The organism is Thalassotalea agarivorans (genome assembly GCF_030295955.1).
In the GTDB taxonomy this organism is placed as follows: domain Bacteria; phylum Pseudomonadota; class Gammaproteobacteria; order Enterobacterales; family Alteromonadaceae; genus Thalassotalea_D; species Thalassotalea_D agarivorans.
This window is the reverse complement of the sequence record NZ_AP027363.1, coordinates 675371-696070: the sequence shown is the minus strand read 5'-3', so window position 1 is coordinate 696070 and position 20700 is coordinate 675371. Positions and strand designations below refer to the sequence as shown.

At 41.6% G+C, this 20700-nt stretch carries 26 protein-coding genes; 12 read left to right on the top strand and 14 right to left on the bottom strand.

From position 1 onward, the window contains the following. Positions 1-29: 29 nt before the first annotated feature. From lpdA to QUD85_RS03225, 7 genes are all read left to right on the top strand, one after another. Complete coding sequence (lpdA, locus tag QUD85_RS03255) at positions 30-1460, top strand: dihydrolipoyl dehydrogenase (RefSeq protein ID WP_093327937.1); 1431 nt, start codon at positions 30-32, stop codon at positions 1458-1460. A 122-nt stretch (positions 1461-1582) separates the two neighbouring features. After that, positions 1583-2119 carry a prepilin-type N-terminal cleavage/methylation domain-containing protein gene (locus QUD85_RS03250; RefSeq protein ID WP_093327938.1) on the top strand — a complete coding sequence of 179 codons (537 nt, stop codon included), beginning with the start codon at positions 1583-1585 and terminating at the stop codon, positions 2117-2119. A gap of 2 nt (positions 2120-2121) precedes the next feature. Next, complete coding sequence (locus QUD85_RS03245; RefSeq protein ID WP_093327940.1) at positions 2122-2652, top strand: type II secretion system protein; 531 nt, start codon at positions 2122-2124, stop codon at positions 2650-2652. A gap of 133 nt (positions 2653-2785) precedes the next feature. Next, the gene (mtnN, locus tag QUD85_RS03240; RefSeq protein ID WP_093327941.1) at positions 2786-3496 is read left to right on the top strand and encodes a 5'-methylthioadenosine/S-adenosylhomocysteine nucleosidase; all 711 of its coding nucleotides are present in this window, start codon (positions 2786-2788) and stop codon (positions 3494-3496) included. Between the two features lie 28 nt (positions 3497-3524). After that, entirely contained in the window at positions 3525-3902 is a 378-nt protein-coding gene (locus QUD85_RS03235; RefSeq protein WP_093327943.1) for a rhodanese-like domain-containing protein, read from the top strand. Between the two features lie 13 nt (positions 3903-3915). Then, complete coding sequence (locus tag QUD85_RS03230) at positions 3916-4545, top strand: trimeric intracellular cation channel family protein (RefSeq protein ID WP_245732056.1); 630 nt, start codon at positions 3916-3918, stop codon at positions 4543-4545. Positions 4546-4611: 66 nt separating this feature from the next. Continuing rightward, on the top strand, positions 4612-5469 hold the full coding sequence (locus QUD85_RS03225) for a hypothetical protein (RefSeq protein ID WP_093327944.1): 858 nt from the start codon (positions 4612-4614) through the stop codon (positions 5467-5469). Here the strand turns inward: QUD85_RS03225 and rraB are convergent, their stop codons facing one another. From rraB to QUD85_RS03210, 3 genes are all read right to left on the bottom strand, one after another. Next, positions 5470-5820 carry a ribonuclease E inhibitor RraB gene (gene rraB / locus QUD85_RS03220; protein ID WP_093327946.1) on the bottom strand — a complete coding sequence of 117 codons (351 nt, stop codon included), beginning with the start codon at positions 5818-5820 and terminating at the stop codon, positions 5470-5472. Positions 5821-5823: 3 nt separating this feature from the next. Further along, positions 5824-6567, bottom strand: coding sequence for a 1-acylglycerol-3-phosphate O-acyltransferase (locus tag QUD85_RS03215; RefSeq protein WP_093327948.1), 744 nt, complete (start codon positions 6565-6567; stop codon positions 5824-5826). 125 nt (positions 6568-6692) lie between these two features. Next, complete coding sequence (locus tag QUD85_RS03210; protein WP_177168841.1) at positions 6693-7610, bottom strand: aldo/keto reductase; 918 nt, start codon at positions 7608-7610, stop codon at positions 6693-6695. Positions 7611-7744: 134 nt separating this feature from the next. On the opposite strand from QUD85_RS03210, the gene QUD85_RS03205 reads away from it, so the two are divergent. After that, positions 7745-8644: an alpha/beta hydrolase family protein gene (locus QUD85_RS03205; protein ID WP_093327952.1), complete on the top strand. Its 900-nt coding sequence runs from the start codon at positions 7745-7747 to the stop codon at positions 8642-8644. After that, positions 8637-9593, top strand: coding sequence for a lipid A deacylase LpxR family protein (locus tag QUD85_RS03200; protein ID WP_093327953.1), 957 nt, complete (start codon positions 8637-8639; stop codon positions 9591-9593). The genes QUD85_RS03205 and QUD85_RS03200 overlap by 8 nt, the downstream gene beginning before the upstream one ends. Here QUD85_RS03200 and ampE read toward each other — a convergent pair. Further along, positions 9590-10423, bottom strand: a complete 834-nt coding sequence (gene ampE / locus QUD85_RS03195) for a regulatory signaling modulator protein AmpE (RefSeq protein ID WP_093327954.1) — start codon at positions 10421-10423, stop codon at positions 9590-9592. The two genes, QUD85_RS03200 and ampE, sit on opposite strands and share 4 nt — an antisense overlap. Before the next feature lie 73 nt (positions 10424-10496). Continuing rightward, positions 10497-11030 (bottom strand): 1,6-anhydro-N-acetylmuramyl-L-alanine amidase AmpD, encoded by a 534-nt coding sequence (ampD, locus tag QUD85_RS03190; protein WP_093327956.1) that lies wholly within the window; start codon positions 11028-11030, stop codon positions 10497-10499. Positions 11031-11160: 130 nt separating this feature from the next. Here ampD and QUD85_RS03185 point away from each other — a divergent pair, with 130 nt between their 5' ends. Together QUD85_RS03185 and nadC are read left to right on the top strand one after the other, a co-directional pair. After that, positions 11161-11679 carry a retropepsin-like aspartic protease family protein gene (locus QUD85_RS03185; protein ID WP_093328058.1) on the top strand — a complete coding sequence of 173 codons (519 nt, stop codon included), beginning with the start codon at positions 11161-11163 and terminating at the stop codon, positions 11677-11679. Continuing rightward, the gene (gene nadC, locus QUD85_RS03180; RefSeq protein ID WP_093327957.1) at positions 11679-12563 is read left to right on the top strand and encodes a carboxylating nicotinate-nucleotide diphosphorylase; all 885 of its coding nucleotides are present in this window, start codon (positions 11679-11681) and stop codon (positions 12561-12563) included. The genes QUD85_RS03185 and nadC overlap by 1 nt, the downstream gene beginning before the upstream one ends. A 50-nt stretch (positions 12564-12613) precedes the next feature. On the opposite strand, the gene QUD85_RS03175 is transcribed toward nadC, so the two are convergent. From QUD85_RS03175 to QUD85_RS03135, 9 genes are all read right to left on the bottom strand, one after another. Continuing rightward, a complete protein-coding gene (locus QUD85_RS03175; RefSeq protein WP_093327958.1) occupies positions 12614-13231 on the bottom strand; it encodes a hypothetical protein in 618 nt (205 codons plus the stop codon). 116 nt (positions 13232-13347) lie between these two features. After that, on the bottom strand, positions 13348-13791 hold the full coding sequence (locus tag QUD85_RS03170) for a ClpXP protease specificity-enhancing factor (protein ID WP_218139578.1): 444 nt from the start codon (positions 13789-13791) through the stop codon (positions 13348-13350). Positions 13792-13806: 15 nt separating this feature from the next. Further along, complete coding sequence (gene sspA, locus QUD85_RS03165; protein WP_093327961.1) at positions 13807-14448, bottom strand: stringent starvation protein SspA; 642 nt, start codon at positions 14446-14448, stop codon at positions 13807-13809. A 111-nt stretch (positions 14449-14559) separates the two neighbouring features. After that, the gene (locus QUD85_RS03160; RefSeq protein WP_093327962.1) at positions 14560-15309 is read right to left on the bottom strand and encodes a cytochrome c1; all 750 of its coding nucleotides are present in this window, start codon (positions 15307-15309) and stop codon (positions 14560-14562) included. Then, positions 15309-16574, bottom strand: coding sequence for a cytochrome b (locus QUD85_RS03155; protein ID WP_093327964.1), 1266 nt, complete (start codon positions 16572-16574; stop codon positions 15309-15311). Before QUD85_RS03155 ends, QUD85_RS03160 begins: the two co-directional genes overlap by 1 nt. Continuing rightward, positions 16574-17164, bottom strand: coding sequence for a ubiquinol-cytochrome c reductase iron-sulfur subunit (gene petA, locus QUD85_RS03150; protein ID WP_093327965.1), 591 nt, complete (start codon positions 17162-17164; stop codon positions 16574-16576). The genes QUD85_RS03155 and petA overlap by 1 nt, the downstream gene beginning before the upstream one ends. A gap of 267 nt (positions 17165-17431) precedes the next feature. After that, positions 17432-17824, bottom strand: a complete 393-nt coding sequence (gene rpsI, locus QUD85_RS03145; protein WP_177168842.1) for a 30S ribosomal protein S9 — start codon at positions 17822-17824, stop codon at positions 17432-17434. Between the two features lie 3 nt (positions 17825-17827). Further along, positions 17828-18256, bottom strand: coding sequence for a 50S ribosomal protein L13 (gene rplM, locus QUD85_RS03140; RefSeq protein WP_177168843.1), 429 nt, complete (start codon positions 18254-18256; stop codon positions 17828-17830). Positions 18257-18608: 352 nt separating this feature from the next. Continuing rightward, positions 18609-19628 carry a zinc-binding alcohol dehydrogenase family protein gene (locus QUD85_RS03135; protein ID WP_093327967.1) on the bottom strand — a complete coding sequence of 340 codons (1020 nt, stop codon included), beginning with the start codon at positions 19626-19628 and terminating at the stop codon, positions 18609-18611. A gap of 101 nt (positions 19629-19729) precedes the next feature. On the opposite strand from QUD85_RS03135, the gene QUD85_RS03130 reads away from it, so the two are divergent. Then, complete coding sequence (locus QUD85_RS03130; protein ID WP_093328060.1) at positions 19730-20659, top strand: LysR family transcriptional regulator; 930 nt, start codon at positions 19730-19732, stop codon at positions 20657-20659. Positions 20660-20700 lie beyond the last annotated feature (41 nt).

Genomic DNA, 20700 nt, shown 5'->3' with positions numbered 1-20700 from the left:
AGAAAGTAAACACATATAATGAGGTTAGCATGAGTAACGATATTAAAACTCAAGTGGTAGTCCTAGGCTCTGGCCCTGGCGGATACTCAGCTGCATATCGCGCAGCAGATTTAGGGTTAGACGTTGTACTAATTGAAAAGTACTCAAACTTAGGTGGCGTGTGTCTAAATGTTGGTTGTATTCCTTCAAAAGCACTTTTGCACGTTGCTAAGGTACTTGATGATGCAAAAGATATGGCATCACACGGTGTATCTTTTGGTGAACCACAAATTGATATCGATAAAATTCGCGAGTGGAAAGACAGTGTTGTAGGTAAGCTAACTGGCGGCGTCGCTGGTATGGCGAAACAACGTAAAGTAACTGTAGTAAACGGTTACGGTAAATTTACTGGTCCAAATACTATCGCTGTAGAAGGTGCTGATGGTGCAACAACCGTTAATTTCGACAATGCAATTATCGCTGCAGGCTCTTCTGTTGTTAACCTACCATTCATTCCAGAAGACGATCGCATTATAGACTCAACTGGCGCGCTTGAATTAAAAGATGTACCGGGTGAAATGCTTGTACTAGGCGGTGGTATCATCGGTTTAGAAATGGGTACAGTTTATAGCTCATTAGGTGCCAACGTGTCTGTTGTAGAATTTGCAGATCAGTTAGTTCCAGCTGCAGATGCTGACGTTGTAAAAATTTACACTAAGCACAACAAGCCTCGTTTCAAAGAGATCATGTTATCAACTAAAGTTGTTGCTGTAGACGCTAAGAAAGACGGTTTATACGTTTCTTTTGAAGGTAAAAACGCACCAGCAGAACCTGTCCGTTATGACAAAATCCTTGTAGCTGTTGGTCGTAAGCCGAACGGTTTATTAATCGATGCTGACAAAGCAGGCGTAAACGTTGATGAGCGTGGATTCATCAATGTATCAAATGAAATGCGTACAAACGTACCACACATTTTTGCTATTGGTGATGTTGTAGGACAACCTATGTTAGCGCACAAAGCAGTACATGAAGCTCATGTTGCTGCAGAAGTTATTTCTGGCAAGAAACATATCTTTGACCCGCGCGCTATTCCTTCAATTGCATACACAGATCCAGAGATTGCATGGGTAGGTGTTACTGAGCGCGAAGCGAAAGAGCAAGGCTTAAACTATGAAGTAGCTAACTTCCCTTGGGCTGCATCAGGACGTGCAATTGCTTCTGCACGTATGGAAGGTAAAACTAAGCTTATATTCGACAAAGATACTGGCCGCACTTTAGGTGGCGCAATTGTTGGTATCAATGCCGGTGAAATGCTTGGTGAGATTGGCTTAGCGGTTGAAATGGGAGCTGATGCCGAAGATATCGCATTAACTATCCATGCTCATCCAACATTGAACGAGTCAATTGGATTAGCCGCTGAAGTATTTGAAGGTTCAATTACTGACCTACCAAATGCAAAAGCTGTTAAAAAGAAAAAATAATAGATATATCAATGAATAAGCCGGCATTTGCCGGCTTTTTTATTACAAACTGTTAACATAATTGCTTTATTTTTAACCCTAGCTTGATACACTAGCCTTAATTCAGTTGTTAAGATCGTTGAATGAAGTATCAAAATGCCCCCACAAAAGGATTCACGTTAATAGAGCTAATCGTCGTCATTGTCGTATTAGGTGTATTGGCGGTAGTTGCCTTACCTAAATTCATAAATATTCAAGATGACGCTCGCGATGCTGTTAACAAGCAGGTGGTTGCCGCACTTAAAGGCACGTCAGCTTTAGTCGCCAAAAAAGCGTTAATCGCTAATATTGTCGATGGTGAAATCGAAATTGGCGATGAGGATATTGATGTCGAAGGTGGCTACATTGCTGGGCATTGGAACAATGCTTGGCGTTATGCGCTTAATGTTGGACAAGAAATTTCTTTTACTCGAACAAATCAAGAATGCACCATTAATGAATTATGTGGCGTGGGTAATCAACGTAATGCACCTGGGCTTCCTTTCAGCACGGGTGGTCAACGAGGGCTCGTTTTGATATGGGCAAAAGGTACCCGCCTCAGTGACCGCTGTTATTCCTATTACTTCAATGCCGGCGACGGCAGCGCACCGCTTATTGGGTCTGTAAACGAAGGTTGTTAATCGTGAAAAATATCAGAGCTTTTACCACAATAGAATTATTGGTGGCGGTTGTCATTATTGGTCTGCTGGCGAGTGTAGCACTACCTAAATTCATCAATATTAAAGATGATGCAAATGACATTGTGTTGCGCAACATGTTAACTTCAGTAAAAAGTACTTCTGCACTCGTTGCCAAAAAAGCATTAATAAGTAATCTCACGACCGGTAACTTGAGGCTTAATGGCAATAATGTGCGTGTGCGCGGCGGTTATATAGCAGGCCATTGGAATCGCGCGTGGCGATATGCCATCGATCTGGGAGAGGAGTTTCGCCAAGATCGTGCTAACAGTGTCTGTGAAGAAGATCGCTTTTGTGGCGCTGGTAACCGCAGAAACGCCCCAGGATTGCCCAGTGATGTAAACCCAAGCCGTATACGCGGTGTCGTTGCTATTTGGCCTCAAGGTTACCGTTTAAGAGATAGATGTTACGTTTATTATTTCAATGCGGAAGATGGCAGTGCGCCCAAAACCGGTATTGTCGACAGCGGTTGTTGATCTGTAGAAATGTAGAGTAATACGCTGACTCGTTGCTCGAGCTATGAAGCTATTATTAACTTTTCTCTCCTTTGTCCTTGCTTCTCGATAGATATATAATACGCTTCATATTTACCCCTATTCAGAGCATTACATGAAAGCTGGAATTATTGGCGCGATGGAGCCAGAAGTCGCCATTTTAAAATCTAAACTGTCTAACGTTCAAACAACCACTCACGCTGGTTTTACTTTTTATCAAGGTGAAATTGATGGTAGCGAGGTTGTGCTCGTACAATCAGGTATCGGCAAAGTAGCGGCAGCGCTTGCAACCGCCCTACTGATAGACAAGTATTCACCTGATTATGTCGTCAATACTGGCTCTGCCGGTGGCTTCGATCCAAGCCTCAAAGTAGGTGATATTGTCGTTAGTAGTGAAGTTAGATACCACGATGTTAATGTGACTGCCTTTGGCTATGAAATAGGACAGTTACCCGGCAATCCTCCCGCTTATATTCCTCATTCAAAGCTTGTTGATGCGGCGAAAGCTGGCATCGCAGAGCTCAATGATATCAATACCTTAGTTGGTCTTATTACCACTGGCGACACCTTTATGACAGCCGATGAGGATATTGCAAAAGCTCGCAAAAACTTCCCTACTATGGCTGCTGTAGAAATGGAAGGGGCAGCCATTGCACATACATGTCACCAATTCAATGTGCCGTTTGTAGTGATTCGCTCAATGTCTGATATTGCTGGTAAAGAATCGCCAACCTCTTTTGAAGCATACCTAGAGACAGCGTCAGTAAATAGTTCACAATTAGTGATCAACATGTTAAATCAATTGGCATCGACTACACTAAACTAATCAAACAGATAAAGGTGTTTATAATAATATGACAAGATTTTTAGTAATTTTTTCGCTTTTTGTAAGCACCTTGGTATTGGCGCAAACACCTGTAGTTTCGCAACAAGAGTTACTTGATTTGCAACAGCAACACATCTTGCTGTTAGATGTCAGATCTGAACAGGAATATGCAGAGCAACATATTCCAAAGGCAATCAATATCGATTATGAAACCCTGCCCAATCGCATAAACGAAATATCGGAATACAAAGACTTACCTGTTATTGTTTACTGCCGCTCTGGCCGCCGTGCTGCAATAGCTGAAAAGGCCTTGCAAGATGCTGGCTTTACTGATGTTAGACATCTTTCCGGCGACATGCTTGAATGGAACAAACAAAAACGTCCAACGACGAGTTTATTACATTAAAGCAAGGTAACGAGTGATATATTTTTCCTCATTTATTTATTGGTTAGATCTTTTCGGTACAGCCGTATTTGCGTTGTCTGGCGCATTAATGGCAGGCAGATATAAGCTTGATCCTTTTGGTGTTGTCGTATTAGCTGCGGTTACCGCGGTTGGAGGCGGCACGATAAGGGATGTCATACTAGATACACCTGTTTTTTGGGTACAATCACCGATTTATTTACTCGTTATTTTAGCAACCGCGCTGTGTGTGATTGTTATTATTCGCCAACCTAGGCTTATCCCAAAACGATTTTTACTGGTTTCAGATGCCTTAGGACTGGCACTGTTTGCCGTTATTGGCGCGCAAAAAGCGCTACTATTAGGTGCACCGCCAGCAGTAGCAATTGTTATGGGGACAATTACAGGCGTCGCTGGCGGCATGATACGAGATGTGCTGTGCAACGTTATTCCGCTCATATTACGACAAGAAATATATGCCACCATCGCAATTTTTGCCGGTGGGTTGTTTGTCGGCCTAAGAAGCCTAGAAGTAAGTGTTGAAATAGCGACAATTATCACCATTGTGCTAGCGTTTAGTTTGCGCCTTTGGGCAATTTATCGAAAAGTATCTTTACCTGCATTTGATATCGATGATCAACAATAGCCTATAGCTATTCACCTTTTTTATTGATAGCCTAATACTAGTTGTATAGATAAGAAGTAGTACATCATGGACGAAAATACCGCACTCGAAGACATAAAGAAAGGCTTATATGCCGCTCTTACCCTCTTTATCCTTAGCTGTTTTATGTTTTTCATTGGCGTTATATCTGCGCCTTCAGATGCCCTCGCAAGCTTCCAGGATACATGGTATTTAGTCGATATTGTTCTATTAGGATTACTTACTCTTGCCGTTTATAAGAAATCCTTCTTAGGCTTCGTTGCACTTCTTATCTATGTCATTGTCGGTAAAATAATTGTTTTTTTAGATACTGGACAACTAAAAGGCATCATTGTAACCCTAATAATTATCCATTTTCTTATTCAAGGGGCTAGAGGTGCCAAATACTATCACAACAATAAACGCCAATTAGATGCCAGTTACAAACCTCAAAAACGCTGGGGTTTAATTGCCGCTATTCCGACCTTTTTATTGCTGACATTAAGTGCTGCCATCACCTTCCTTGAACAATCAAATTACTTAGTAGATCAGTCTATAAAGAAAGGCGCTGAGGTTTCGGATTCTCAGTATAAATCGTTGTTAGATGAGCAGGTAATCAACCTTGGCGATCAAATAAAGTATTTCAACGCACATGGCGTTTTGTCGAATTTAGAAGGCGGCAACATCATCACTCAAGATAGTATTATTCTTTACGATGAAGAGGATGTGTATAGTTTATATTTAGATGACATCGTCGCACTTGAGTTTATGGAAACCTCAGATTCAGACTATACCGTATACAAAGTTGTTGGTAAGGGTGATGATTATTGGTTAACGCTGGTTGTTCCAGCAAATGACAAAATGAAAGGCGAAGTACTTGGCATGCTAAGGCGCACTATTAAACAAAACAATGCGCCTAATAGCTAATTATTCTTCGAAGTAAGTTCCCCAGCCGTCATAGTCGACGCCGGTTTGTGAGGCTAGTTCCAGCATTTTTTTAACTTCATCAAGCAACAGCTCTTCATCAAGAGGTTGCTCGGTTATGATGTCAAATGCAAAAATTTTGGCGCCATTCTCTAATTCAGCTTCTTCAGGCTCTTCTACGTCAAAGCCTTGTTTGAAAGCAACAATGGCCGCTTTCTCTAACGTATCAAAATTAGGCGAAGAAAAATGGTGTTCAATAGTGTGGTCTTTTTCCTCATTTGAGCCATCTTCAAGCAATTCATTGACAAGCGATTGCGTATATTCAGCTAACTCAGCAAACTCTGGATGTTCCATTAGTTATCTCTTTAATAGTTGCTGGTCTTTCATTGGGTGACCAGCCTCTTCACTCAATTCGCAGATTTTATCAAGCATCAACTGCCTTGTCTCGTCTGTGAATTTTCTAATCTCACCTTTGTTCATCTCGGCAATGTCAATTGGTTGCATATACTCAATGATTGCGCGGCCATTATTCCAGCGATTAAGTTTGATATGACTTAGGTTGCCAATACATACAGGGACTATTGGTACCCCTGCTTGAATCGCCGTTCTAAAGGCACCCGTTTTAAAAGGGAGTAGACCTCGACCATAACTGCGCGTGCCTTCCGGGAAAAGCCATACAGACAGTTTGTTTTCTCTGATCTTTTTAGCTGCAGTAGTAATTGTACCCATTGCTTTATCGGTATTTTTACGGTCTATCAATATGTTACCCGACAACCAGTACATCTGGCCGAAGAATGGTATCCATTTTAAACTTTTCTTACCAATACTCACGGTACCCGGCAATACCGAGTTAGCGACTGTAAAAATATCATAGCTGTTTTGGTGGTTTGCGATAAAAACGAATGGACCACCTCGACGGATTTCATCCGGCACGCGAACTTCAATTTTAACACCTACAATGCGAGCTAAAGACCCCATCATATGTGCTGCAACAAAAACATTGTTGCGGTGAAATGGTCTGATCAAACAGTATAGGACAGCAACAATTGAAACAATAACAATTGCAACGGCCAGAATAACTAATCGAATTGCAGCTAACACGTGTACTTCTCTGAAAATAACAAGGTCGGCAAGTATACCTTGTTTAATTGAAATAACTAAGCGAATTCCTTACTTATCCGACCATTGAAATAAAGCTAAATAGTTTGGTACAGGTGTTTACTCAATTAAGGAACTGCTACACCGTTTCGAGCTTCTAGTAAGCGATACCAATCTTCCTTGCTGTACTCTAGTTCCAAAGCACGCGCCGCAGATGCAATTCTTTGCTCGTTAGTTGAACCGACAATTGGGCATATATTAGCCGGGTGTTTTAACAACCAAGCCATGGCAATGTGCCAAGCTTCACATTGATACTTTTCGGCTTGCAATGCGTATTCTGTTTCAACGCGCATTTCATCTTCTGGTGTAAAGGTATTGCCCCAAGGAGAATAAGCAACCGCAGCTAAAGGACACCAAGCCATAGGCGTTATCTTGTTCTGCTGGCACATGTCCAACATACCATTATTAAAACTATCGATATTATGAATGTTGATTTCAATCTGGTTGGTTATTAGCGGTGAGTCTAAACGGCTTTCCAGCAATTTAAACTGTGACACGCTAAAATTACTGACACCAAAATGTTTAACCTTGCCAGCATCACGTAAGCTGCTAAATGCCTCAGCAACTTCGTCAGCATCCATCAAAAAGTCCGGGCGATGCAACAAAAACAAATCTAATTGTTCGGTATTTAAGCGCTTCAGAGAAGCTTCTACCGATGAAACGATGTAATCCTTGTCAAAATCATAACGCTTTGGCGCGCCAGCAAACGTATCATTGTCTCGACGAATACCTGCTTTAGAGGTGAGAATAATATTGTCACGCATCGATGGCTGCGACTTTAATACTTCACCAAAAAGGCTTTCGCATTCACCACCTCCATATATATCGGCATGATCAAAGTGGTTGTATCCTGCATCTAAGGCAGCGGCAATCGCTCGTTTGCCTTTCTCTCTGTCACTACTGGTGTTTTCGCCGACTAGTCGCATACAACCATATACAAACCGTGATGATTGCAGTGTAGACTGACCAAGTGTAATTTTTTGCATGCTTAATTCCGCTGTATCTTTTCTCTTCAATGTGGGTTGGATAAATGTCATAGTAATTAGGATAGGCGACTCAGCGCAGCCTAATAACAAATGAGACAATATTGACCAAACCCAAAGTCGTTTAATTGCATATTATGACAGTTATTACAGAAAAAAATATCATCGAATACGTAAAAGACGCGAATAAAGACGAAAAGCTGATCGCGCGCGTATTCGCGCCCAAAGACAACATATCAAGCGTTGTTGTTATAGCGTCGGCGATGGGTGCGTCTCAAAGTACCTACAAAGCATTAGCTCAGTGGCTATGCGAGAGCTTAAATTGTGCGGTGGTCACCTTTGATTACAGAGGTATGTACAAATCAAGCGCAGGTTCTCTTAAGCACAATAAGTTAAACATAACGGATTGGGCGACAAAGGATTGCCAAGCGGTTATCGATTTTTGCGTTCAAGTTTTCGGTGAAAAAGACATGACTTGGATAGGTCATAGCTTAGGTGGACAAGTGTTTGGACTAATCCCCAACAATCATCATGTCAAAAAGCTTATCACTATCGCCGCGGGCACGGGCTATTGGCGACACCAAGCGTTAAAGGTTCGACCCAAAATGTTGTGGTTTTGGTTTGCTATACAGCCGATGTTTACCTTGTTCGCAGGTTATTTTCCCGGTAAGCGATTTAATATCGTTGGTGACTTACCAAGGAATGTCATATGGCAGTGGCGCAGGTGGTGTATGCGAGCAGACTATCTGCTAGATGGCAATGACGAGACAACATCGTTATATCAAAAGCTATCACACCCTATCGATGTATTATATTTCAGTGATGACGAGCTGATATCAGAAAAAAATGTGAAACAACTTCATCAATTTTACCAAGGGGCCAGCAAAACGTTCCATCTAATTGAACCGAGTAAACATCAGCTTAATAAAATAGGTCATTTTGGTTATTTTAAGGCCGCGAATAGTCAAACGCTGTGGCAGCAAACGCTTGCCGATCTTTTTTCTCAAGATACGAAAAGAAGAGCCCAGCATGGATAAAACTTGGCTCACTTTTGCAGCACTTAGTTGTTTCTCTAGCTCAGCAATAGCTGATTTTTGGCAAGTACGTTGGGAGAACGACATTATCATTGGTGTTGATGGTAATTACACTAATGGCTTTAGCTATAGCTGGGGCTATCAAGATGACGCGTTAACCCTACCAAAAGACCTACCCCTGCTAACGCTACATCAATGGCTTTCACCGACACTTGATGACGAGCAGATACAGTGGGGTTTCAATGTTTCTCAACAAATTTGGACGCCAGAAGATATTGCAATAGAAGCGCCGCAACCCAATCAACGCCCCTATGCTGGACACCTAAAATTAGATAGTTTTTTTCACAGACATAATCAACAGACTAGCCTTAAGACCTGGTTAGCGATAGGTAAAGTAGGCGAAGAGTCTTTGGCTAAATCCGTTCAAAGCCTTGTGCATGCATTGACAGGTTCAAGCCAACCAAAGGGCTGGCAGTATCAAATCAAAAGCCAATTTACTTTAGATGCAGCCTTTGAGTATGAAGCACGATTATTTGGCACAGACAATTGGGATCAGAGTGTTTTTTCGCAAGTATCAGTAGGTAATTTTCGCAGTGAAGCTAATGTCGGATTTAGACTCAGGTATGGGCACTCAATTGGCGCGTCTTTTGGACAATTATCAACACGTTTTGGTCAAGGCGAGAACTGGCAAGCATTACCTCATTTAAATTGGCAATTATACTTGCAGGGGCAAGTTGGCTATCGCTTTAATGATATTACCATAGAAGGTGAATTGCCGTATGTGTCGAATGTAACGATACAACACCAGCAATGGGCACTCAGTACAGGCGTTATAGTGCCTATTTTTAACCACCAGTTAACCTGGTCAATGAATGCCTATTCACCCTCTTATGACTCAGCAAAAGACAACGTTTTAATGTACGCCTCATTAAAATATGGTGGAACCTTTTAAGCTAATAAACCACTTAAAATTAACACAGCGACTATCGTCAACCACAGCAATACGGCTCGTTTAGCCAACTTCACTAAGATACATGGCTCAGCGGTGCAGTCTTCTGGATCTAACATAAAGTCTTCGGCCTTTTCAGCGACATTCACCAAAATAGTTTTTGGCTGACGGGTAAATGCAAAGAAGCCTTCTAAAAACTCTGTTAATGCCTTCGAGAAATGACCAACCAACATATAACTAAAAGCAACCATGCGTGCTGGTAACCAGTCCACATAAAACAGCCAGCGTTTTGCCCAAGTTGGTGCGTCTTGATTGTCTTCATATTGAGCTGTGGTTTGCCCTTCACTGACGGTCACTAGCAAACGATAAAACAATGCGCCTGCTGCACCAAAGACGACATAAAAGATCATAATTGCTAAGTAGTAGCGGTAGTTCAACCAAACAAGCAAATGACCAAATGAGGTTTCTTCTTCGTTTTTATTTTTTTGAAGTTCTTGATGGTGTAGCTCGGCTGCGGTCAAGTCACCGCGAAAAGCAGACAATAAATATTGTTTATAACTTTCGCGCGTAGTGAAACAGCCAAAACATACAATGAGTACCAGTGTAGACAGCAACAGGTCCAACACAGTATTGTCGAGCACGTATAACGCCAGCGCAAGCAAGGCTACAGGCGCAAGAATAAACAAAGCTAGCGCCGACTGATTTGCCCACGGCGAAGAAAATCCCAGCTTATTGATGGTGCGTAAATACAAGCGGTAAAACGAAGAAAAGTGCCACCTTTGAGAAAGATGACGTTCGGCAGCGATAGCAATTAACAGACTGATCAGGCTCATTTAATTTTTATCCAGTACGGTTATAGGGTTAGCATATCAACAGGGTCGCTAAATTTGTAGATGTAAGCACCGATTATTTCAATAATGAATAGTAATAAGACCAGTCAAATGCTTCTCCTGGGTCGGTCTTCCTCCCCGGAGCGATATCTTGATGCCCAACAATATTATCTTTTATATCGTAGTGTTGAATTAACAATTGTGTAATTTGGGATAGCGATTGATATTGCGCCTGTTCATAAGGAATATCATCAGCTCCCTCTAGTTCTATACCAATGGAAAAATCATTACATTTTTCTCTGCCTTGATAGTTTGAAACTCCTGCATGCCACGCTCTGTCATTAAAACTTACAAACTGTACAATCTCGCCGGTGCGCTTAATCAAGCAGTGTGCAGATACTCGCATTGATGAAATTTCAGCAAAATAAGGATGCTCTAACGGGTTTAATGCTCCCGTAAAAAACTGTTCAATGTATGATCCACCAAATTGCTTCGGTGGTAATGAAATATTATGAATGACGAGTAATGAAATTGGGCACGCTGGCCGCTTATCATAGTGTTGAGATGGGCAAACCGTAATATTTGTCAGCCAACCATCAGAAATATCCATAGCAACGTATTGTTATTTTTAAAAGATTTACTTATATCAATGTTTGCACAGGATCGCTAGATTAAGGCGATATTTAGTGCGCTTTATTAGGTTGCTGTTGTACAATCAGAAAAAAGGTGAGATGTTGTTTATGGAAAATCAATCTAATGATGGCTTCGGCCAGTTCTTCGTTTGGGGCGCATGGATACTTGCGTTCGTCTTTTTTATTTATCTGTTTCAAGGGTTACTTGACGACCAAGCAAATCCTAATCAATCCCCTGAATCGTATGTAGGCGCAAGCGGCGGCGTAGAAGTTGTACTGACGCGTAATAAACAGGGACATTATGTCAGCGGCGGCACTATAAACGGAAAGCCCGTTACCTTTTTGCTCGACACTGGTGCTACAAATGTATCTATCCCTGCACATATTGCACGAGACATGTATTTGCCTGACCTTGGTCAAGGCATTGCGCAAACCGCCAATGGTAGCGTTCAAATTATGCTAACCTCGCTTGAAAGCGTCACCTTAGGCGATCTTAAATGGCATGATGTCAGAGCAAGCGTCAACCCAGGTATGAAACAAGACGAAATACTATTAGGCATGAGCGTATTAAAAAGAGTAGAATTCACCCAGCAAGGTAATCAACTCATCCTAAGAGAAATTCGTTAATGCACTCACCCGCTTTACAACAAGATATTGAATACACAGTCGCTTGGGCACTCAGGGAAGACCTAGGTCTTTCTGCAACTCAGGCACTAGACGCAAACCTTGACGTTACCGCTGCCCTAATACCTGCTGAGAATACAGCGGTTGCTACTGTTATTTGCCGAGAAGAATGCATTATCTCAGGAGTTGCATGGGTAAATGAGGTATTTAAACAACTCGACAAAGCCAGCGGGCATACGACACAGATCACTTGGTTTGTTAACGATGGTGAGCATGTAAAAGAGAATACGACGTTATTCGAGCTTTCGGGCAATGCGAGGTTGTTATTAACGGGTGAACGTACTGCACTTAACTTTTTACAAAGTATGTCAGGAACCGCAACTGTAGTAAGCCAGTATGTAGAGAAGTTAGCCGGTACAACAACTAAATTACTTGATACACGCAAAACAATACCTGGCCTTAGAAGCGCACAAAAATATGCAGTCGCGTGTGGTGGTGGCGTTAATCACCGCATTGGTGTCTTTGACGCCTATTTGATCAAAGAAAATCATATCCTAGCTTGTGGCTCTATAGAAAATGCTGTTAATACCGCTAAAGCCAATGAGCCGGATAAAAAAGTAGAAGTAGAAGTAGAATCGTTAGAAGAGCTTAAGACCGCCCTTTCGGTTAAAGCAGACATTATCATGCTAGACAATTTTACCACTGATATGATTGAGCAAGCTGTAGAGTTGAGGGCAACAATCAACCCTGAAACCAAGCTTGAAGTGTCTGGAAACATGACATTAGATACGCTTGCAAACTATGCAAAAACGGGGGTAGATTTTATCTCTGTAGGCGCGCTAACTAAACATGTCAAAGCAACTGATTTGTCGATGAGGTTTAAGTAGTACCTTAGAGCGGCATATTTGCCACCCTATTACAGCTTAACTATCCACAATTATAGCTGAATCGAAGCGACCTTATCACTAGCGCCAGCCATTATACGTATATCAAAGCTACCATCATTGTTTTCATATTGATAATAGGTAGCGGCTTTAAATGGAAGGCTTGTTTTAATCTTGTCAAAGATTTGTTCAATATCATTTGAAGAAATTTGAGTAAGTGCAATAGCACATACACCCTGACCACAACTGTATTGGTGAGGATATGGAGCAAACGTATTATCCTCTAAAAGCGCTTTTAGAATTTGATGTTCCTTTTCCACTTCTTCAGTTGTTTGTTCTAACCGTAAGCTATCAACAATCTCGCTAAATCCCTCTTTCCTGATCTGCTTCGCTACATACCGATTGTTTAAACTACCAGCGTTGACATAGCTAGCAGATGTTTCTGTTTGGCTCAGCGGAGTATCTTGCACTACGACGTCATCCAAAACAATTTGTTTTACGGAAGTTTTTTCAGCTGATTGCTTTGTTTCTTGGGCTGTTAACACCGTTGCAGTTTCTTGGTTATCTGGCTGATACGATTGTTTTTGGGGCTTTTCTTCAAAGAGATAAACTACAAAAAGTGTGCTGATTACGCTAGTTACAATTACCAACAGAGTGTGAATTTTGTTCATCATCATCCTTAATACAGAAATAGTTAAAGTCCATTTATTACAATAGCTTACTAATTACCGTAAGCGAAATGCAATAGCTATAGGAAATAAAAAAAGCCCGCTAATGCGGGCTTTTTTTATTTCACTACTTTAAGACTCGGCCTTCCACCTTTTGGCTTAGGTGGTGTTGGCTCCGGATCATCATCATTGGTGTCGCTCGACACTTCAGATAACGATGGTTTAGCTTCCGTGATTTCTTCATCTGCATAGTCGTCTTCAATGGGCAAAGCTGTGCCTGCTCCATTTTCCTTAGCGTAAATTGCACCGATAGCACCATAAGGTACGGTAAGGTGCTCTAATTTACCGCCAAAACGCGCACTAAATTCAATAGCAAATTCACCCAACGCAATGTGACCAACCGCGCCTGCAGAAATATTAAGTACAATTTGACCATCATTGGCATATTCAATGGGTACACGTACACCACGACAATGAATATCTACTGCAATATACGGCGTTAATTCATTGTCTGAAATCCAATCGTAAAAAGCCCTAACGAGATAGGGCTTATTAGAGGTCATCACTGTAGACATAGCCTAAACCTGAGAGCCTACTCTTAATTCACGCTCAGCTTCAGTAAGAGACGCTTGGAATGACTCACGTTCAAACAAACGCAGCATATATGACTTAAGTTCTTTAGAACCTTGGCCTTCCAATTCAATACCCATCACAGGTAAACGCCATAATAATGGTGCTAAGTAACAGTCAACCAAACTAAACTCTTCACTCATGAAGTATGGTGTTTCATTTAAAATTGGTGCGATGCTTAATAAACTTTCTTTAAGCTCTTGTCGTGCACTTTCTGCTTTCGCTGCATCACCGGCTAAAATGACTTTAGCTAGGCTATACCAGTCCTGTTCGATTCGGTGCATCATTAAACGACTGCGACCACGAGACACAGGGTAAACTGGCATTAATGGCGGATGCGGAAAGCGTTCGTCTAAGTATTCAACAATAATTTTCGCTTCGTAAAGCGCAAGCTCACGATCGATCAACGTTGGCACTGTGCCATACGGATTCAAATCGAGTAAATCTTCGGGCAAATTAGCCATATCCACCAAATGCACATCAACGCCTACGCCTTTTTCAGCAAGTACGATACGAGTTTGGTGAGAGTACATGTCGTCAGCATGTGAATATAAGTTCATGACAGAGCGCTTGTTTGCAGCAACGGCCATAATGCCTCCAGTATTTAGTTCATTTAATAAACGACAAAACCAAACGAACGCCATGCTTTCACAAAGTATTCGTTTGGCTGATAGCGAGCTTAGCTCGCTATTATTTTGAGATTAGTGAATATCTCTCCAATATTCTTTCTTCAGTAAGTAAGAAAGAATAAAGAGAATCACTAAGAATCCAATTACCCAATAACCTAAACGCTCACGCGCTAGCTTACCTGGTTCACCTGTATATTCTAAGAAGTTAGCAATATCACGTGCCATTAAATCGTAGTCTTCTGGCGACATGCTTCCTTCTTGAACAATAATTAGGTCAGCACTTGTTAATGGACGCTGCTCTTCTTGAGGCAATGCTAACATCGCTTTCGCTTCATCAGTTAGTACTTGCACACCTTGCAAACTTTGCAATACGTGTGGCATACCAACATCTTTGAAGATAACGTTGTTTACGCCAAATGGACGCGACTCATCAACATAGAATGTACGTAAATACGTATAAATCCAATCTGTACCTCTAAAACGCGCTTCAAGCGTTAAGTCAGGCGGTGTTGAACCAAACCACTTTGCCCCGTCTGCTGCTGGCATAGCGTTTTTGATATGGTCACCCACTTTAGAGCCTGTGTACATGAATTTAGCTTTGCCTTCTTCCTCGTCAATACCTAAATCTTCAAACGTACGATTGTAACGTTGGTATTGTAGGGAGTGACAACCTAAACAATAGTTCATATATGCTTCAAAGCCACGCTTTAGCGAGTCTTTATCAGCTAGGTCATTGTTAGCTTTATCTGTTGGTGCACTTGGGCCTGCTGCTAGAGCAACCAAAGGAACACAAGCTAATACGGCTAAAAGTAACTTTTTCATTATTTTGTGATCCTCTCTGGTACCGGCTTAGTGTCTTCATTCTTACTGTAGAACCATAGTGCAACGAAGAAACCAAAATAACCTAGTGTTGCAATCGTACCAATTAAGTTCGCTAGGTCTGTTGCTGGTAGCGTACCTAAAATACCTAGAATGATGAAACAAATAGCAAACTGAATTAAGTTAATTAGGTGCCACTTGCTACGATAGCGAATAGATTTAACCGTACCACGGTCAAACCAAGGTAGTGCGAACAACATACCTATCGCAGCGAACATCGCAATCATACCTAATAATTTATCAGGGATTACACGTAAGATGGTATAGAACGGACCAAAGTACCAAACCGGTGCAATATGCTCAGGCGTTTTAAGGCCGTTAGCTGGTGTAAAGTTTGGTTTTTCTAGGAAATAACCACCACCTTCTGGATAGAAGAACATGACCCAACAGAACAAGATTAAGAATCCGGCAACACCCATAATATCTTTAACCGTGTAGTAAGGGTGGAACGGGATTGCATCAACGATGTCATACTTATTCTTGTAATTCTCGTGGAATTCAAACTTGCTGTGCTCTTCTTCAGGCACCGAACCTTTCTTCTTCTTGATATCAATACCTTCTGGGTTGTTTGAACCAACTTCATGAAGTGCAAGAATATGAAGGAAAACAAGTACAACTAGTACTAACGGAAGTGCAATAACGTGAAGTGCAAAGAAACGGTTAAGCGTTGCACCTGAAATTACGTAGTCACCTTTGATCCAAGTAGCTAAGTCTTCACCAACAATTGGAATAGCACCAAAGAGGGAGATAATTACCTGAGCCCCCCAGTATGACATGTTACCCCATGGTAATAGATAACCCATGAACGCTTCTGCCATAAGCACTAAGAAGATCAACATACCGAAGATCCACAACAGCTCGCGTGGTTTCTGGTATGAACCGTACATTAGGCCACGGAACATGTGAAGGTATACAACAACGAAGAACGCAGACGCGCCTGTCGAGTGCATATAACGAAGTAACCAACCGTAGTCTACATCACGCATGATGTATTCAACCGATGCGAATGCACCGTCGCCCGATGGTTCATAATTCATTGTTAACCAAATACCCGTTACGATTTGGTTCACTAGTACTAACATGGCTAACGAGCCAAAGAAGTACCAAAAGTTAAAGTTTTTTGGCGCCGGATACTGAAGAACATGCTTGTTCATTGCATCCGTCACAGGTAAACGCTTGTCGATCCAAGCCATGAAACTTGCAAACATTACGCTTCTCCTGGTGCTACACCTACTAACAAGGTGTCGTCATTAGGGAAAGAATGTTCTGGAACCACTAAGTTAAGTGGCGCAGGAACACCTGAGAATACTCGACCTGCCATATCGAATTTTGAACCATGACAAGGACAGAAGAAACCGTCGGTAACACCTGTTACGTGCTGTTCAAAATCACCTTTATGGTAAGTTGGCGCACAACCTAAGTGAGTACATACACCTAGTGCCACCATAAATTCAGGCTTGATGGAGCGGTATTCATTTGCCGCATATTCTGGCTGCTGTGCTTCTTCAGAATTTGGATCACGTAATTGATCATTGTGATTTCCAAGATCTGCAATCGTTTTTTCAGTACGACGTACTACATACACAGGCTTACCACGCCATTCGGCGCGAACTAATTGACCAGGTTCGATCTTGCCAACGGCTACTTCTGCTGGAGCACCAGCAGCTTTAGCACGAGCAGATGGATTCCACGAACCGATGAAAGGTACAGCAACACCGGCAACACCTACACCGCCTACTACAGAAGTAGCAACAGTAAGGAAGCGTCGACGGCCGTTATCAACGGGCGCATTGCTCATTCAGACTCTCCAAAAAATTAGCCTCTTGATTAGGTTTTGATGAAATTCCAACCAATTCCAACAAATTTTTTACCTAAAACGGGCGACTATAAAAAATTGTTACGATCATAAAGAAATACCCCATTTTTTACAAGGATTAACACAAATTTGTAAGGCTTTATGACGAAAAAAAAGGCAAGAATGGCAAATGTTTTAACAACGAAGCTTTAGGGCAAAAAAAAACCGGCAATAAATGCCGGTTTTTCTGTAATCGCTGCAGTGCAATGATTAACGTTTCGAGAATTGTGGACGTTTACGCGCTTTGTGTAAACCAACTTTCTTACGTTCAACACGACGAGCGTCACGAGTAACGTAACCAGCTTTACGTAGGTCACCACGTAATGCTTCGTCATATTGCATTAATGCACGAGTGATACCGTGACGGATAGCACCAGCTTGACCTGACATACCACCACCAACTACAGTGATGTTGAAGTCAAACTTTTCTAATAGCTCAACTAACTCAAGTGGTTGACGAACAACCATACGAGCCGTTTCACGTGAGAAGTACTCAGAAATGTCACGTTTGTTGATAGTGATGGTACCTTTACCTGCCTTCATGAACACACGAGCCACAGAGCTCTTGCGACGACCAGTACCGTAATATTGATTATCAGCCATTGGTTAAAGCTCCAAAAGTTGTGGTTGTTGTGCTGCATGCTTGTGCTCAGGGCCAGCATACACTTTAAGTTTACGGTACATTGCACGGCCTAGAGGACCTTTTGGTAACATACCTTTAACTGCGAATTCAATTGCACGTTCTGGCGCTTTTTCAATTAGCTTTTCAAAGCTAATTTGCTTCAAACCACCTGGGAACTCAGTATGCGAGTAATAGATTTTACCCTTCGCTTTGTTACCAGTAACACGTACTTTCTCTGCATTGATAACAACGATGTAATCGCCTGTGTCAACGTGAGGTGTGTATTCTGGCTTGTGCTTACCGCGTAAACGGCGTGCAATTTCTGTCGCAATACGACCTAATGTTTTACCATCAGCATCAACGACAAACCAATCGCGTTCTACGCTTTCTGGTTTTGCTGTAAAAGTTTTCATTAATAAAAACCCGATATTTAAAAGTTACAAAACATAGTAGCCAAGGCTACCGGTTTAATAGACTACGCTGTTACCCCTTCGAGTATCGAGTCTAGCGCCTAAAAATAGGCATGTGTAACGTTGGGAGCGCAGGATTATAAAGGAAGTTAAGCAAAAGATCACGTAGAAATTTTAATCAAATTAAAAAATATGCAAAAAACGACAACTTCTCATCAATTAATTACATCTAAAAACTGTATAAAGCGGCGAAAACGCGAATAAACAACGCAAACTAAAAATCATAACCTATTGAAATTATTATTTATTATATTTGGGGTCAGAACATGTTCTGACCCCAAATATTAAAAAATGATTAGAAGCCTTCTAATACAATTTTTCCTATTGCTTTGCCTGCTTCAAGTTCAGCGTGAGCCGCTTTTAAATTTTCCGCATTAATGCGTCCCAAGTTTTTACTTAATGTCGTTTTAATTTTTCCTTCGTCAATAAGGTCAGATAATGCATTTAGTAAATCACCCTGCGCTTGCATGTCGCTGCTGAACATAGAACGAGCAAACATGAACTCCCAATGAAAAGACAATGCTTTCATCTTTATCTTCGAAATATCGATAACTTTCGGATCATCTATCAACGCTATTTTTCCAAAAGGTTTCAGTAAGTCTATATAAGCATCAAAGTAAGCATCTGTCGCATTCAAGCTTGCTACATGAGTTACCTGACCAATATTCAGCGCCTCTATTTGAGGAGACAAGGGTTTACTATGGTCTACGACATAGTCAGCACCTAATGCTGTCACCCAATCACTAGAGCTTTGTCTACTTGCCGTACCAATAATAGTGGCGTTTGTTAGCTGACTAGCAAGTTGAACTAGGATTGAACCTACGCCCCCAGCAGCACCAACAACAAGTAAAACTTCGTCACTAGATTTATCTTCCGAACTTTGCTGCTTTATCTGTAAATGCTCGAACAATAATTCCCATGCAGTGATTGCCGTTAACGGTAAGGCAGCGGCCTCTGCTGAAGACAAGCTACTTGGTTTTTTACCCACAATACGTTCATCCACAAGCTGAAACTCAGCATTTGCTCCTTGCCGAGTTAGGTCGCCGGCATAATACACTTCGTCGCCAATGTTGAAGTGACTTACCTTGTCGCCAACCGCAACCACCTCTCCTACCGCATCCCAGCCAAGCACTTTATATTCGTCATTCTCTGGAGCCATCCATTGTCGAACTTTCCAATCAACTGGATTTACGGCAATGGCATTAATCTTAACCAGCAGGTCATGCCCTTCGGCCGTTGGCTTCGCTAATTCAATATCAACTAAAGATTGATCGTCTGTGATGGGTAATGACTTTTTGTATCCGATTGCTTTCATTTGTTTAATTCCTATATCGAGAGACAGCAAGAGTGTAAAACTTGATTACCAAGCATTAAACAGCATAATAATTGAATGATTATCAAATAATTTTTGAATATATGAATACTGAAGATCTAAAGATAGTGTTAAAAGTAGCTGAATTTAAGAGCATTACCAAAGCCGCTACTGCATTAGATTTACGCACAGCCACGGCAAGTGCGGCAGTTAAGCGAGTGGAACAAAGCTTAGGCGCAGAATTGTTCATACGTACCACACGACAGCTAAAAATATCTGTTGAAGGAGAGCATTATTTACCTGAATGTGAGCGCGCTCTTGCAACACTAGCGCAAGCGGCACAAAACCTTAAAAATGAACAAGGTATTGTCGAAGGTGAAATAAGACTAGGAATTTCTTCCGACTTAGGACGGAACATTGTCTTACCTTGGTTAGACGAATTTATAGACCAACACAACAATGTTGCAATGAAAGTGCATTTAAGTGACAGCAATATCGACTTTTATAGAGATCCTGTTGATATTGCACTGCGCTATGGCTCGCCCTCCGACGCGTCAATGTATGGATTCAAAATATGTGATGTACCTAGAATTTTATGCGCATCACCAGAGTATTTGCAGCACCACGAAGCCCCCAAGCATCCCGATGATTTGGCGCATCACAATGGGTTGTTTTATCAACTGCGGGATAAAATCTACAACGCCTGGGAGTTTATAGTTGATGGTGACAAATACATTGTGAAAATGCAGGGCAATCGAGCCGGTAATGATGGCGACTTAGTTCGTAAATGGTGTGTCTCTGGCAAAGGCGTCGCAACAAAATCTGCATTAGATATGTATCCTGATTTGATCGCGAATCGTGTAATTAACATCATGCCAGCATATTCTCCGCCAAGCACCGAGCTCTGGCTTATCTGCCCTTCTAAACAGTTAATCACACCAGCAGTGCGTCTACTGAGAGATACTTTACGAGAAAAATGCACGCAAATGTTACAAGAACTATATACAAACGGGCATATTCATAGACCAACGTAAAACGCTGAAATCATGAAAATTGGTTAAAACTGGAAATGGTA